Origin of the sequence: Paenibacillus sp. FSL M8-0142, from assembly GCF_038597315.1 — a bacterium.
Lineage (GTDB): Bacteria > Bacillota > Bacilli > Paenibacillales > Paenibacillaceae > Paenibacillus_AQ > Paenibacillus_AQ lactis.
Window position 1 is genome coordinate 4,258,678 of sequence record NZ_CP152008.1, and the last position, 15,200, is coordinate 4,273,877.

At 53.1% G+C, this 15,200-nt stretch carries 11 protein-coding genes; all 11 read right to left on the bottom strand.

Annotated features, from left to right (window positions below):
- Positions 1-77 precede the first annotated feature (77 nt).
- The gene (metG, locus tag NSQ46_RS19745) at positions 78-2,066 is read right to left on the bottom strand and encodes a methionine--tRNA ligase (RefSeq protein ID WP_341033876.1); all 1,989 of its coding nucleotides are present in this window, start codon (positions 2,064-2,066) and stop codon (positions 78-80) included.
- Positions 2,067-2,700: 634 nt separating this feature from the next.
- Entirely contained in the window at positions 2,701-2,952 is a 252-nt protein-coding gene (yidD, locus tag NSQ46_RS19750) for a membrane protein insertion efficiency factor YidD (protein ID WP_007129696.1), read from the bottom strand.
- Positions 2,949-3,416: a transcriptional repressor gene (locus NSQ46_RS19755; RefSeq protein WP_028403698.1), complete on the bottom strand. Its 468-nt coding sequence runs from the start codon at positions 3,414-3,416 to the stop codon at positions 2,949-2,951. The genes yidD and NSQ46_RS19755 overlap by 4 nt, the downstream gene beginning before the upstream one ends.
- 271 nt (positions 3,417-3,687) lie before the next feature.
- Positions 3,688-6,507, bottom strand: a complete 2,820-nt coding sequence (locus tag NSQ46_RS19760) for a stalk domain-containing protein (RefSeq protein WP_342574449.1) — start codon at positions 6,505-6,507, stop codon at positions 3,688-3,690.
- A gap of 172 nt (positions 6,508-6,679) precedes the next feature.
- On the bottom strand, positions 6,680-8,320 hold the full coding sequence (locus tag NSQ46_RS19765) for a glycoside hydrolase family 3 protein (protein WP_007129693.1): 1,641 nt from the start codon (positions 8,318-8,320) through the stop codon (positions 6,680-6,682).
- 97 nt (positions 8,321-8,417) lie between these two features.
- On the bottom strand, positions 8,418-9,203 hold the full coding sequence (locus tag NSQ46_RS19770) for a response regulator (protein ID WP_007129692.1): 786 nt from the start codon (positions 9,201-9,203) through the stop codon (positions 8,418-8,420).
- On the bottom strand, positions 9,178-11,037 hold the full coding sequence (locus tag NSQ46_RS19775; RefSeq protein WP_028403701.1) for a sensor histidine kinase: 1,860 nt from the start codon (positions 11,035-11,037) through the stop codon (positions 9,178-9,180). Before NSQ46_RS19775 ends, NSQ46_RS19770 begins: the two co-directional genes overlap by 26 nt.
- A 21-nt stretch (positions 11,038-11,058) precedes the next feature.
- The gene (locus NSQ46_RS19780) at positions 11,059-11,886 is read right to left on the bottom strand and encodes a carbohydrate ABC transporter permease (protein WP_007129690.1); all 828 of its coding nucleotides are present in this window, start codon (positions 11,884-11,886) and stop codon (positions 11,059-11,061) included.
- Complete coding sequence (locus NSQ46_RS19785) at positions 11,887-12,771, bottom strand: sugar ABC transporter permease (protein WP_007129689.1); 885 nt, start codon at positions 12,769-12,771, stop codon at positions 11,887-11,889.
- Positions 12,772-12,855: 84 nt separating this feature from the next.
- Positions 12,856-14,208: an extracellular solute-binding protein gene (locus NSQ46_RS19790; RefSeq protein WP_007129688.1), complete on the bottom strand. Its 1,353-nt coding sequence runs from the start codon at positions 14,206-14,208 to the stop codon at positions 12,856-12,858.
- A gap of 217 nt (positions 14,209-14,425) precedes the next feature.
- Positions 14,426-15,145, bottom strand: a complete 720-nt coding sequence (gene pflA, locus NSQ46_RS19795) for a pyruvate formate-lyase-activating protein (RefSeq protein WP_007129687.1) — start codon at positions 15,143-15,145, stop codon at positions 14,426-14,428.
- Positions 15,146-15,200 lie beyond the last annotated feature (55 nt).

Here is a 15,200-nt window from a genome sequence, read left to right on the forward strand (position 1 = left end):
TTCCTTCCATAGAAAAAAGGCGTACCCGTTAACAGGGTACGCCCTTCTAACCTTCTTCATTCAATTTCAAGCGCTGATTATTTGACGATTGCGCCATTCGGCATACTCTCCGGCACCGTTGCGAGCGTGAGCTGATCGCCTTTCGAGGCAGCCAGGATCATGCCCTGGGACAGCTCGCCTCTGAGCTTCACCGGCTTCAAATTCGTCACACAGATGACCTTCTGCCCCACCAGCTCCTCCGGCTTGTAAAACTTCGCGATTCCGGACACGACTTGACGCTGTTCAAAGCCCAGATCGAGCTGCAGCTTTAGCAGCTTGTCGGCCTTCTTCACCGGCTCGGCTGCTGTAACCTGGGCAACACGAAGCTCGACTTTGGCGAAATCCTCAATGCCGATTTCCTCCTTCAGCTCCGGTGCTTCCTCGGCATCCGCAGCCGAAGCCGCCGGCTGCGGATCGTTCTTGGCTTCCTCAGCAGCCTTTGCACCGCCCGTCATCGCTTCGGCGATATAAGCGACCTCCTGCTCCGGATCGAGGCGAGGGAAGATCGGGTCGCCCTTCTGAAGCTTCGTTCCCGCCGGTATCGCACCGAAGTCGCGGCCGCTATCCCACGTTGTCAGATCTCCTTCCGTGAGACCGAGCTGCTCCCAGATTTTCTTCGGCGTCCGGGTCAGGAACGGCTGCAGCAGGATCGAGGCAACACGCAGCGTCTCCACCAAATGGCTCATGACGGATGCAAGCTCTTCGCGTTTGCTCTCATCCTTGGCCAGTGCCCACGGCTGGGTCTCATCGATATATTTATTGCTGCGGCTGACGAACTGGCTAATTGCCGTCAGAGCTACGGAGAACTCCATATTCTCCATCGCGGTCTCGACCTTATCATAGACCGCCTTAGCAGCTTCCTCGATGGATGAATCGTAAGGGGTCACGCCTGCCTTGAAGGCGGGAACCTCACCGTCGAAATATTTATATACCATCGCCACGGTCCGATTCAGCAGATTGCCGAGGTCATTGGCCAGATCCGAGTTCACCCGCTCGACGAAGCTTTCCGGTGTGAATGTGCCGTCCGCTCCGAAAGGAACCTCCCGCAGCAAATAATAACGGAGCGAATCCAGACCGTAGCGGTCGATCATCGTAACCGGGTCGACCACATTGCCTTTGGATTTGGACATTTTGCCATCCTTCATCAGCAGCCATCCGTGTGCGAACACTTTTTTCGGAAGCGGCAGATCCAGCGCCATGAGAATGATCGGCCAGTAGATCGTATGGAACCGGACGATCTCTTTGCTCATCAGATGTACATCCGCCGGCCAATACCGGTCAAACAGCGAGCTGTCCTCCGAGCCGTAGCCAAGCGCCGTGATATAATTCAGCAGCGCATCGATCCATACGTAGATCACATGCTTCGGATCGCTCTTGACCTTGACGCCCCATTCATAGGTTGTACGGGAGACGGCGAGGTCCTCAAGACCCGGCTTGATGAAGTTGTTGATCATTTCGTTCTTCCGGGATACCGGCTGAATGAAATCCGGGTGCTCCTCATAATACTGCAGGAGACGGTCCACGTATTTGCCCATCCGGAAGAAGTAGCTTTCCTCCTTCACGAGCTCAACCGGCCGGCCGCAATCCGGGCAGTTGCCGTTAACCAGCTGACGCTCCAGGAAGAACGATTCGCAAGGAGTACAATACCAGCCCTCGTACTCGCCTTTGTAAATGTCATCCTGCTTCAGCAGCCGCTCGAATACCTCTTGTACAACCGACGTATGGCGTTTCTCGGTTGTCCGGATGAAATCCTCATTCGAAATGTCAAGCTTCTTCCAGAGATCCTTAATGCCTGCCACGATGTCATCAACGAATTGCTGCGGCGTTTTGCCGGCTTCGGCCGCTTTCCGCTCGATCTTCTGACCATGCTCATCCGTGCCCGTCAAATAACGGACATCATATCCGCGCAGCTGCTTGTAGCGCGCCATCGCGTCGCCGGCCACCGTCGTGTACGCATGTCCGATGTGCAGCTTGTCGCTCGGATAGTAGATCGGGGTTGTAATGTAAAATGTCTTCTTGTCTGTCATTGTAATCCTTCCTTTGCCATGAAATGGAGATGCTCGAAACAACATAAAAAGCTCCCGTCCCAATGGGACGAGAGCTGATCTCACGTGTTACCACCCAATTTCCCCGCAACCCTTACAGGTTACAGGCTCATCTGCCGCTTCATTCGCGGACCGCCATTAACGCTGGCTCACGCCGCTCCTTTACGGCAGCCATCCTTGTTCAGCTGCACGCTCAAAAGCGGTTCCTCCAAGACCATTTTCCGAAATGCGCCAAGACCGGTTTGCAGCTTCCCCGGCTCTCTGGACATGGCGACAGCTCTCGTACTTATCTCTTCATTGGAAATCATTATAAAAGGGTTGATCAAAAAGTCGTCTTTTGATCACGAAGTGAGACAAGAAGTAACTCGGCATCGAATCTTGAATTCAGCCGGGCCTTCCGGTGCTCACGTACCCAAAACGTACGCTCCGCTCCTCAGTCCCTAGCTTCATCCAGCCTTCTTGGTGCTGAAAATCCCACTTTTTGATCTCGATCAATAAGTTGTATCCATTTTAATCAACCATAACAACGAGTGTCAAGGTGTATCTTGCTCTTATGAACACAGCATGGGCAATTTCATAGAATTTATTCGCTCATCATCTGGCAGCTTGCAACCGCCTATTCCATCGGTGCCGGCTCCTCGCCCTTCCGGGGCGGGACAAGATCGATCCCCCCGGGATGAAACGGGTGGCATCTGGCAATCCGTTTAGCAGCCAGCCAGGAGCCCTTCAGAGCACCGTGAACTTCGATCGCTTCAAGGGCATAGGCTGAGCAAGTCGGATAGAAACGGCAGGTCGCCGGCTTTAATGGAGAGATGAATTTCCGATAGAAGTGGATCGGAACCTTCACCACCCGGCGTGCGGTGCTCATACCTGTTGCTCCTGCTTTCCTTTGCCCTTGGCCGCCTGTCCGCCGGCATCCGCCTTGCAGCAATCGCGGCAGTAGCCGAACACCTCGAATTTGTGCTGGACGACTTGAAAATCGTCCGGCGTGTCGGTCAGCTGCATCGGACAGAACGTAATCGGGTACGTTTTCTGGCATTGCAGACAGATCATGTGATGATGGTGATGATCCTCGCTGCAGCGCCCTCTGAATTTGATGCCTTCCTCAAACACAACCTGCTCCAGCAAGCCGAGCTCATACAGGACCCGCAAATTACGATATACCGTATCAAAGCTTAGCCCGCTGTACTTCCGGCCCATATATTCATAAACGTCCTTGGCTGTCAGATAGCCCTCATGCTCTCCAAACAATTTGGCAAGCGTCTTTCGCTGATCGGTAATGCGCAGCCCATGTTCCGACATGGCGTCAATAATCTGTTCCGTCGTAAGCATACGCAAGTGACCTCCTGTTCGTGTCAACTCCCTTAATAATGCCTGAAAAAACAGCCATCGTCAATGAAAGCGGTTATCCCTCCTGCCCGAACGTCGGTTTATGGCACTACGCTTGAGCCCGCAGCTGTATCCGCCATGAAGCCGGAAAGAGGCCGTCTTCGAAACCGTTATTTACGGTTCGAAAACAGCCTCCCCTGCACCAAAGAGCGGTCATGTTAGGATCGCTGTGCCCGGTGCTAACAACATTCATCGTTACAATTTCATCATCTTATCAGGATTCGTTCTTTAACTCGGGCAGCGGCTGCACAAGGAGATTGATCGGAAGGCTGCTTCCCGGCGCTGCCGTGAAGAGAAATTCCACCGTTTCCTCGTAGCTGCCTGTTCGATACAGCACGGCTGCATCGTTCGGAGCGGATACCGCTCCATTGCTCGTATTCGGCGTTTGAATAATCTTGCCGTTGACCATCATGGCACCCATGTATTTGCCGCCGCGCGGATTCAGCGTGATCAGCGTATTCGGCGCTACGCGGTGCAGCTTGATTTTGTACAGGACGCCGAAATTGCCGGCATTGGTTGTATAGGAGCCGTTAATCCCGTCGTATCCTTCCAGGTTCGGGTCATTCGTATTGTCCCCGATCGCAAGACGCCCCGGCTTGTTGCCTACAAGCTCGTAGGATTCGATGATTCTCGTCGAATCCGCATAGGATCCCCGATTATGCACACCGTCCGGCGACTGCAAAATCAGGTGAGGCAGCTTCTGGATCGGGTCTTTCGTTTCATCGATCATGATGACATCATAACGGATCGGCGCATCCGAATACAGGTCAGCGAGCATGGAAACAACCTGCCCGTTTTTCAGCGATTGGGCGCTTAGATCCTTCAGAATTACTCTGCTCTCCCCCGGAGCCATCGTGATGGACTGATAATCGGCCGATGACTGCATGGATTCCAGGTAACGAAGCACAGCCGCCTTGCCTGTTGCGGTCGGAATATTGATCGGTCCGCCCATGCCGGAATATTCGGTTGTCAGCCTTGTCGGTAAGCTGTTGATATTGGTGGCCACGACGTACATCTTCATATTTTTCCCGGTAGCGTTCATATGATGGATCATGAACCGGGTGCTGCCGTTGCCGGTCTCCCGATAAACGATCCCTTCCTGGTACACCGTCTCCGGCGAGTTGCTGCGGATCAGCATCGTCGGCTCGGAGCTTCGGGTAATTGGCAGCAAGTCCCAAGTCGGTACCACGGAGCCGTTGAATGAATAGCTATCGCCGATATCCGTAAACAATTGGTTGAACTGGTCTTGGGTATACAATACCTCGTTCGTCACGGTAATGACCTTCTCGTACGTGCTGGTCGCGCCTTTTTTATCCGTTACGATTAACCGGACTTTGTGCGAACCCGCGGTAAAGAACGCCTTTTCGTTATTTTCCCATTTGTAAGTCAGCTCATCGCCCGGGTCCTGGTCGTAGCTCTGGTCGATATAGGTGATTTTCTCACCCATCTTGTATTGTTCTTTGTCTGTCGTGAACATGGCGACCGGCGGCGTATTCGGTGCGAGGACCTGAATATTCAGCGTGTATGGATCGCTCCACTCGCCGCTTGAATCCTGAACCGAGTAGGTGACAGGGTAGGTGCCCGGCTGGCTAAACATCTCCTCCCGTCCCTCCCAGCGCTCATCCACAATGGGAAGTCCTGTCGGGGAATAGGCATTCGTCCGATACGTAACATAGGTCTCTCCGGCATAAATTTCGGCCGGCGACACGGTGAAGGACGCGATCGGCTTCGTGCTCAGGCTGAGTATAACGCGTTTGTTCGGCTGGTCCACCTTATAGGAAATATCCAGTGCCTGCGTAATGCTTGTCAGCGGTACCATGAACGTATTGTTGCTCTGATACGCAGGTCCCTTCATCGTTCTGCGTTCTCCGTTGACGGTGTACACGCTGCTGTTCGTTTTGAACCGAAGCTCGTCGCCGCCGCGGATAATAATCGTTTCCTTCGTCTTCGCGTCATAGGTAAGCTTAAGCCCTACCCGATTGACCAGCGATCGGATCGCGACGTAGGATACCCCCTGCTTTACGGCCATCGGCTGTCCGGCCTTATACATCTTGCCGCCTTGATACATAACGTCGCTGTTCATCATCAGGATCAGATCGTTAGGACCAAGATTCGGAAGGTTAGGCACCTGGCTGCCCCCGCTGCCGTCTCCCGGCTCAGGCTGCGTGCTTCCGCCGTCGCTGCTGCCTCCGTCTCCGCTGCCGCTACGGGACAGGTCAAGAATCACTTTTTTCTCGGATTGATTAACCGTATATGGAATATCAAGCGCTTGCGTAATCGAAGTTAATGGAACCATAAACACATTGTTGGAAATATAGGCCGGCCCCTTCATTGGGCGGACCTGTCCGTTTACTTTATAATTGCTGCTCCCTGTCTTAAAGCGGAGCTCATTGCCATCCTTGATGATAATGGTTTCCTTTGTCTTATTGTCAAAAGAGAGCTTAAGACCTGCACGCTCGACCATTGCCCGTACCGCTATATAAGATACGCCTTTCTTGACGGCCATCGGCTCCCCGGCCTTATAGCGCTGTCCGTTATGGTACATCACGTCACTGTTCATCAAAAGCACAAGCTCATTCTTGGAAGCCGGCGATGTTTCGGAGGTGCTCGATATGTTCGTATCGTTCCCGGTGTTACCGGAGCTATTCCCGGTCTCTCCCGAACCGTTCCCCTCTTCCTCCGCTTGCTGCTGATTCGCTGACTGTTTGCTGTCTTGCTCCGTATCAACGGATGATGAAACTCCCTCGGCTTCATCCGGAATCGAATCCGCACTTTCTTGCTGTGCTGAATCCGTTTCTATTGAATCCGTTTCGACCGACTGTTCTTCTACTGACTGCTGTTCTGGCTGTACGTCTTGCTGATCCGTCTGCTGCTGCAGGCTTTGCTCACCTTGTTCCACCGCAGTGGACTGCAGCGTCGAACCGGCGGATTGGGCCGGAGCCGTCAAATCCGGTGATGCTGCCGCTGCCGGAACGGCTGCAAATACCTGTGCCGCAGCAAGGACGGTGATCAATGAGATTCTTCTGAAGTTCATCCTCTACTCCTTTAAAACTGCTTTATAGTCTCTACTGTCTCTATCAGACATACTATTAGACGCCATAAATCCCGAAAAGTTGCTATAAATGGTCAGGATAATAGTAAAACCGGAGCCCCCTCCAGGAGGATAGCTCCGGTTTTTCACGTGATTTAACGTTAATTATCGTGATTTAACGGTTTGCAACGTTCTGGTTATAGCTCCAGCCCAGCGGATAAGTCTCGCTGATTCCGACCGGGAGCCTGCCGCCCGGCTTTAGCTTACCGAGAAGCACATCCGCAGCGGCTTGCATGTAGTACGGTGTATTTTCATACGTGCACAAATACGCAGGAACCGGCGGGAGATCGATAAGATCGTACGGGTTGCGGGTCGCAACGACGATCAACGTTACGCCTTCGAGCGCGGACAGCCGCTCCACCAGCTTCTTCTGCCCCTCCGGAAGACGACTCTCGGAGGTATACGTAGCGACTACGATCTGCGTATAACCGCTCACCGCTTGAAGCGCCTGCTCTACCTCTTCATCGGTCATATTGGTGCCGACGCACACATCATCCGCCTGGACCCCTCTGCTTCTAAGCGCGTTGCCCAGCGTATAGCTCTTGCTCCATGCCTCATCAACCTGGGTTGCCTTAAGCAGCTCCGGCCAGATCACCGCTACTGGCTCCTCCGCCTGCAGCGGCAGCTGTCCCTCGTCCTTGACAAGCGTAATGCCTCTACCTGCAATATCGAACAGCAGCTGCTTCGTCTCCTCGCTCACCCGGGCTACGGGCTGAACCGGCAGCTCGGCTGCCAGCTTGGCATTACGCTCCTTCAAAGCCAGGATCCGGCCCACGGCAGCATCGATTTGCGCCATCGGAATTCTTCCGCTCCGGACAGCCTCGATGACAGCTGTAATCGCCGCGGTCTGCTCCGAGAGCGTATGGCTGACGAGCACACAGTCCGCCCCGGCCTGGATCGCGCGGATGGCGCCTTCTGGTATGCCGTATTCTTTGGAAATGGCGTGCATTTCCAGGCAATCGGTTACGATCAGTCCTTCGAAGCCCAGCTCCTCCCGGAGCAGTCCGGTCAACACCGCGCGGGACAAGGTGGCTGGCAGATCGCTCGGCTCAATCGCCGGAAAGCTGACATGGGCCGTCATAATCGCGTCTACCCCATGCTTGATCGCTTGGATGAACGGATACAGCTCCACCCGGTTCAAGCGCTCTCTGTCATGCGGAACCGACGCTCTGCCCAGATGGGAATCGACGCTCGTATCGCCGTGCCCGGGAAAATGCTTGGCCGTAGCGGATACGCCTTCTTCCTGATATCCTCTGATACTTGCCGCGCCAAGGGCTGCCACCGCTTCAGGATCCTCGCCGAAGGAACGCACCCCGATGACCGGATTGCGCGGATTATTGTTAACATCAAGGCAAGGGGCGAAGTTCATGTTTACGCCGAGGGAGCGCAGCTCGCGGGCTCCGATCCTTGCCACCTCATAGCAATCCTCCACGCTGCCTGAAGCGCCGAGCGCCATATTTCCAGGAATGCGGCTGATCCCGTCATGGTCAATGCGGGCAACCATGCCGCCCTCCTGGTCGATTGAAATCAACAGCGGGATGCTCTGCTTCTCCGCGGCCATGCGCTGGAGGGCTTCCGACAGCTCCGCAAGCTGCGGCAGGGTCTCCACATTGCGGCGGAAATAACAGATGCCGCCGATCTGATGCTGTTCGATCAATACTCTGGCATGCTCATTCGGTGTCAGCGCATTGAATCCGCAAATGAACATTTGTCCAACTTTTTGCTCCAAGGTTAAATCTGCTGCAGTCCACTTCATCGATTACGTACCTACTTTCTCTCATATTAGGGACTTCGCAGGCTAAGATGAAATCGAGCGCATGATGCATGAGCTGCCTGCAGCGTCCAGAATAAGTTCATACCGTTGCTTTGCCGGACATTTCCCGGAATTCGGACGGGGTCATGCCGGTCGCTTTCTGAAACACCTTCGTGAAATAGCGCCGCTCATGATAACCGACAAAGGAGCCGATCTGGGCAATGTTCTTATCACTGTTCACGAGGAGGAACTTGGCCGCCTCCATCCGCTGCTTCGTCAAATATTCGACAAAGGTCAGCCCCACGTGATTCTTGAACAGCAGGCAAAAGTAACTCGAGCTGATGCCCAAATGCTCCGAGAGCTCTTCAATGCCCAGGTCCTGCCCCATATTGGTATTGATATATTCCAGGGCGGAAGCGACCAGCTGCTCGGGCGTCTTCTTGGCGGTCTCCGGCCCCGGAACATCGTCGATCAGCGAAACGGTGCTGTAATACTTCTCTTTCGCCCTCTTCTTACGGATTTCCTCCCCGATCTCGCGCACCTTATTTTCCAGCTCGCCATAATGGATCGGTTTGCTGATATAATCCTTGACGCCGAGCTTAATCGCTTCCCTGGCATACTCGAATTCCTGATAGCCGGTAAGCAGTATGATTTCCGCGCGGCTCCCCTCTTCCCGAATTTTCGAAATGAATGTCAGGCCGTCCATCACGGGCATCCGAATGTCCGACAAAATCAGATCCGGCGTATACTGTTCGGCGATTTCCAATGCTTCCGTCCCGCTGCGGGCCAAACCGATCACCTTCATGCCCATCTCCTCCCACGGGAGCACCCTGTTCAGATTGTTCAAGATCGGAGCCTCGTCATCGACCAATAATACCTTCAACACGCTGCCCGTCCCCCCTATCATAATTGGGTATGACACATTGTATAACGGTGCCGCCGGGACGGCTCGAGCAGATAAACAGACCGTAATAATCGCCGTACTGAATGCGTATGCGGTCTGCTACGCTTCGCAGTCCAAGCCCGCGGCGTTCCTGATTCACCTTCAAATTCTGCAGCTTCGCCTGCTGCGACATCGAATCGTCATGCACCATATATTCAAACATCGACAGCTGCTCCGGGGTCATTCCAAGCCCGTTGTCCTCCACCCGGATGATAACATTGCCGAGTTCCTTCCATGCCGATATCCGGATGAGTCCCTTGTACGAGATTCCTTCAAATCCGTGCTGGATGCTGTTCTCCACCAGCGGCTGCAGCGTCAGCTTGAGGATGCGGCTGTGCATCAGCTCCTTCGGAATGTCGATTTCATAGTCGAACACATCCTCGAACCTGAACTTCTGGATCTCCAGATAGCTCTGCAGATGCTTGATCTCTTCCTCCAAAGTAATTTCTTCCTTGCCTTGTATGCTGATGCGCAGGATGCTCGCCAGCCGGTATACCATCTCGCTCACTTTGCGGCCTTCGTTTTGGATGGCAAGCACATTGATGGACTCCAGGGTGTTGAACAGGAAATGCGGCTTGATCTGCGCCTGCAGCACCCGCATCTCCGCTTCCGTCTTCTGCCGCTGCTCCTTCTTCACCTGCACGAACAGATCGTTGATCCGGTTCATCAGATTGTTAAAGCCTTTGGAGAGCAGCAGAAGCTCATCCTCGCCCTTCTCCTCGACTCTCGCATTCAGGTCTCCGTCCTCGACCCGGCGCATAAACCGGACAATGACGGCAATTGTCCCGGTAATCCGGTTCATGAACAGCCGGTTAAAGACGATTGCGGTGACAAGGCAGACGCCCATAATCACGAAGAACCACTTGGCAAACGACGTTACTTCCTGGGACAACGAGTTCCAATCGGTGAAGGAGACCAGATTCCAGCCGTAATCATTCAGGTGGTAAATGGAAACGATGTGCTCCTTCCCGTTGAACTTGGCCTTAAAGCTCTGGTAGCCTTGCTTGAACTCGACCTTATGCTTCATGTATTGCTTGATATTTTGTCCGTCCATGCTGTTCTCCGGATCAAACAGAACCAGTCCTTCATTATTCACGAGCATGAACGAGGTGTTTTGCAGATTGTTAGGTATCGTTAAATTGCGAAAGATTTCCTCGAACTCCCACTTCTTGATCTGGACGACCAATATGCCGAGCTTGCGCAGCGTCGTCACATCTTTGATCAGCCGAATCTGGGTAAATACCGGCTCTTCGCCTGTCAGCTCCTGAAATTCATGCGGGGCTAGCCACATGGGTCTTCCGTTCAGCGCCACCACTTCATCATATAACGGGCTGCTCTTAAACTGGTCATACGGAAGCGTTCGGAAATTCTCTTTGCTGAAGATCGGAATCGGGGGCGACTCCCGGTTGAAATGATACAAAAAGGCATAGCTGATTGCAGGGTGGTTATATAGTAGATTTCGGAAGCTGCGCTGCCGGTCGTTCAATTTAAGCTGCTCCGCATTGGACTCCTTAATCAGGTTCTGATCGTTCGGATCCTTCGCATTCAGCGCCATTGCGAACACGGAGGTGGCAATCCCGTTGTCCGTGACGTATTCCATCTCCTTGAATACATTCAGAATGCTGTAGCTGATCGCCTTAAGCGAATATTCGGCTTGCTGGCTGTATTTTTCCTCAATCGAGTTATAGGTAATAAAAAAAGTAAATAGGCCCAGCAAAAACAACGGAATGATAATGAGTCCCAAAAAAGCCGTAAACAATTTGTTCCGCAGATTCATACGCATGCTCCCGCTTTCGTATTACCCCTTCACGCTTCCCGCGGTGACCCCTTCAATGATCTTCTCTTGAAGAATCGCATAGATGATCAGAACCGGCAGAACACTGAACACGATCCCCGCCGACATTTGGGCGTAGTTCATATTGTAAGCGTCCCTGAAACCGACCATCCCGACTGGAAGTGTTCGCAACTCGTCATTGGACAAGAAATAGTTAGCAAGCAAAAATTCGTTCCAATTCCCCAAGAAATTAATGATAAACACGGTTACGATAGCCGGAACGGTCAGAGGCAAGATAATTCTAGCAAACAAGCCCCCAGACCTCAATCCATCGATGACGGCGGCTTCCTCGATTTCTCCGGGCAGCGAGCGCATGAAGGCCGCAAGAATGATTACGGAGAAGGGAATCGCATTAGCCACGTAAGGCAGAATGAGCGCCATATGCGTATTAAGAATGTCCAATTGACGCATGATGCCATAGATCGGCAGCATCAAGGAGTTGTTCGGAATAAGCATGCCCAGCAGGATGCACTGGAAGAGGATGGCGCTGATCCGGTTGTAACGCATACGCGTAATGGCAAAGGCCAGCATCGCCGCGAACAGGATCGACAAGCATGCGGACAGCACGCCGATATACAAGCTGTTCCAGAAATACGTGCTGATCTTCGCGTTCACCCAAGCATTGACATAATTGTCGAGCACGAAGGTGTCGGGCAGCCCGAACGGATTGGCCGCGATCGACTGGTTATCCGTCTTTACCGACGAGAACAGAACGAACAGGAACGGATACAAAATGACGAGCAGGTAAGCCATCAGGAAAATATGCGGGATCAGTTTCTTCATCGCTCTCATTTAGTATTCAATCCTTTCGTTGCGGCGTGCGATCAGTACCTGATAGAGCGCGGTAATGATCATCGTAAAGACGAAGATCAGAACGGCAATCGAATTGCCGAAGCCGTGCTTAAAGCTCGTAATGGCATAACGGATCATATAGGTTGCCATGACGTCCGTCGAGCCGGCCGGCCCGCCCTTGGTCATTACCAGGATAATATCGGCTGCTTTCATCGCCCCGGCGATCGACAGCATGATGACAACGGAGATGATCGGCATAACCAAAGGGAGCGTAATTTTCATGGCTCGCTGCCAGCCGGTGGCCCCGTCGATTGCCGCCGCCTCATCCAGCTCCTTGGGAATGGAGATGATTGCGGCCAGCACCATCACAATGTAGAAGCCGGTCCATTGCCAAGCGTTTGTGATCAAGATCGAGAGCATCGCCCAGTTTTTGTCGGACAGCCAGTAGATCGGCTCCACGCCAAACAGCCCGAGGAGTTGATTCATCAAGCCGAAGTCCGGATTATAAATGAAGCCCCACAGAATGCCGATGACGGCCGTCGACATGATCGACGGAGCGAATACGGCGGTTTTGTACAGTCCTTTCAACCGCTTCACATTGGCGATAAGGAGCGAGAAGATGACGATCAGCGGAACCTGGACCAAACATGAGAAAAGAATGAAATAGACATTGTTCTTAACCGATTTCCAGAACGCGACGTCCGACATGGCCGTAGCATAGTTATCGAATCCAATATACTTCACGTCCTTGGAAATGCCGTTCCAGCTCGTAAAGCTGTTGTCAATCGCCGTATAGATCGGGTAAATGAAAAAAGCCAGGAACAGGATGAATGCCGGCAGGACGAACAAGATGTAGATCAGAGGATTTCTCAGCGCTTTATTCATAGTAACCTCCGTATTGATGTCTGTCGTTTAGGCGAAAAGGCACCCCCATGACAGCGGGTAGTGCCTTGACTCGCCTGCACTTGATTATTCCTCCGCAGCGTTGGCTGCTTCTTGCGCCGCTTGAACGTTCTCCAGCATCTTCTGAGCGTCAAGCTCGCCGCCGATTACCTGCTGGATGCCCATGCTCAGCGCGGTGTTCACGTCAGCCTGCACGAGCGCGTCAAAGGCAGGGAAGGATTTGCCGATCTCGCTGACCCCCTTGAAAATATCCTGCATAAGCGGATCGTCGGACGTCGAGTTCATCGTTTCCAGATCCATTTTCATTGCCGGAAGCACACCGTCTTCCTTCAGACCGCGCAGCTGCATTTCATCGGTCCACATGTTCTTGATAAATTCCTTGACGGCCTGCAGCTTACGCGGATCATTGGCCACTTCGGCCGAGAAGCCGTAACCGTTATTCGCATCCTGCATGACGACGACAGGGTCGCCCGCATTTACAGGCGGCAGGTTGAAATAACCGATCTTGCCGACCATATCGCCAGCCTGCTCCGGATCACGGAATACCGAGTTGGCCCATGAGCCGTCCATCATCATGATAGCTTCGCCGGAGAGAATCTGGTTTCTCATGTCCGCATACTCGAATCCGAGCTCGCCCTTCTTGAAATAACCTTTCTCCACCCATTCCTGATGCTTCTTCACGCCTTCGACCACTTTCGGATCGGTCCACTTCGTTTCGCCGGTCTTGAAGCCGTACGTCACTTCCGGTCCTGCGTAGTAGCTCCACAGGTTGTTGGTAGTCATCAGCGGAATCCACGCGTCCTTCGAGGATTGCGCAAACGGAATTTTGCCGTCCGCCTTGATCGCTTCCGCGATTTGCTCCAGCTCGGCCAGCGATTTCGGAACGGAGAGGCCTTTCTGCTCGAAATATTCTTTGTTATAGAAAATACCTTCGATGGAGCCACCGATCGGCAATCCGTAGATTTTGCCATCGTGGGTGAAAGGATCCAGCGTCGTAAATTTGTCTTTAATGCCAAGCTCGTCAAGGATTGGCGTCAGATCGAGCATCAGCCCTTCCTTTGCATATACGCCTGCGTCCGGGCTTCCGAACACATCGAACACTTCCGGCGGCTTGCCGGCGGCCATCTCGCCTCTAAGCTTCTCTTTGCGGTTCACCTCCGAATCGACGGCATCCAGCTTGATCTTCAGGCCAGGCACCGCCGCCTCGGTTTTGCTGACGACGTCGTTCAGCAGCGCAAGACGGAATTTCTTGGATTCGCCCACTTGCGTGTGGCGGATCGTAATCTCAAACGGTTCGTTGCCCGCTGCACCGCCCGTACCGCCTGACGGCTTCTCGGCTCCCTTGCCTCCGCAAGCGGACAACAGCGCAGACGAGACGAATAGAAGCGACATGAGTAATGCCAGACCCTTTTTCTTCATTGTCTTTGACCCTCCAAAAGGTTTGTTTGTTTTTGTTACATCTTCATTATAGAAAGCGATTCCATTCTCCGATAGGTCGACATTATTCTATCTTAGGGATAAAATCTTCCACAAAAAACAGTGACCTTTCCATATTCAGGAAAGGTCACTGTCATTTATCTTAACACATTATGTGGCATTAATTCTGCTATAAAGGGATACCGGACTAAGCAGCACCTCAGATAACTTCTCCAATCAACCGGTATGCGCGCGCCACTTCCTCCTCTGTCGGCGAAGGCACGCCTTCCAGCGGATAGGCCATCCCAAGCTCCTTCCACTTGTACACGCCCATTTGGTGATACGGCAGGATTTCGAATTTATCCACGCCCTTAAGCGTGCGTATAAACTGCCCCAGATCGGCAAGATCTTCCTCTTCGTCGTGGATGCCCGGAACGAATACATGCCTGATCCACATCTTTTTTCCGTGGTCCGACAACCATCTGGCCATCTTCAGCGTGCGCTCATTGGATTTGCCTGTAAGCGCGATATGCTTGTCGTCGCGAATATGCTTAAGGTCCAGCAGCACAAGGTCTGTATAATCCAGCAGCTCCGCAATTTTATCCGGTTCGTTGTACCCGTTACTGTCCAAGGCCGTATGCAAGTTCCAGCGTTTCTTCACTTCCTTGAACAATTCGGCCACGAACGGGTATTGCAGCGTCGGCTCCCCGCCGGAAACCGTCAGCCCTCCGCCTGAACCGCGGTAATAGCTTAAATACGGCTCGATCTCCCGGCATACCTCCTCCACCGTCATCTCCTGACCTTCGTGCAACCCCCACGTGTCCGGGTTATGGCAGTATTGGCATTTTAACAGGCAGCCCTGCATGAAGAGCACGAAGCGGATGCCCGGACCGTCCACCGTTCCGAACGTTTCTATGGAGTGTACATGGCCTTTCAGCATGGGGCATCATCCTTTCTGTATCCGCTTAGTCATCCGGGACTTTCTCCCGCTGCTC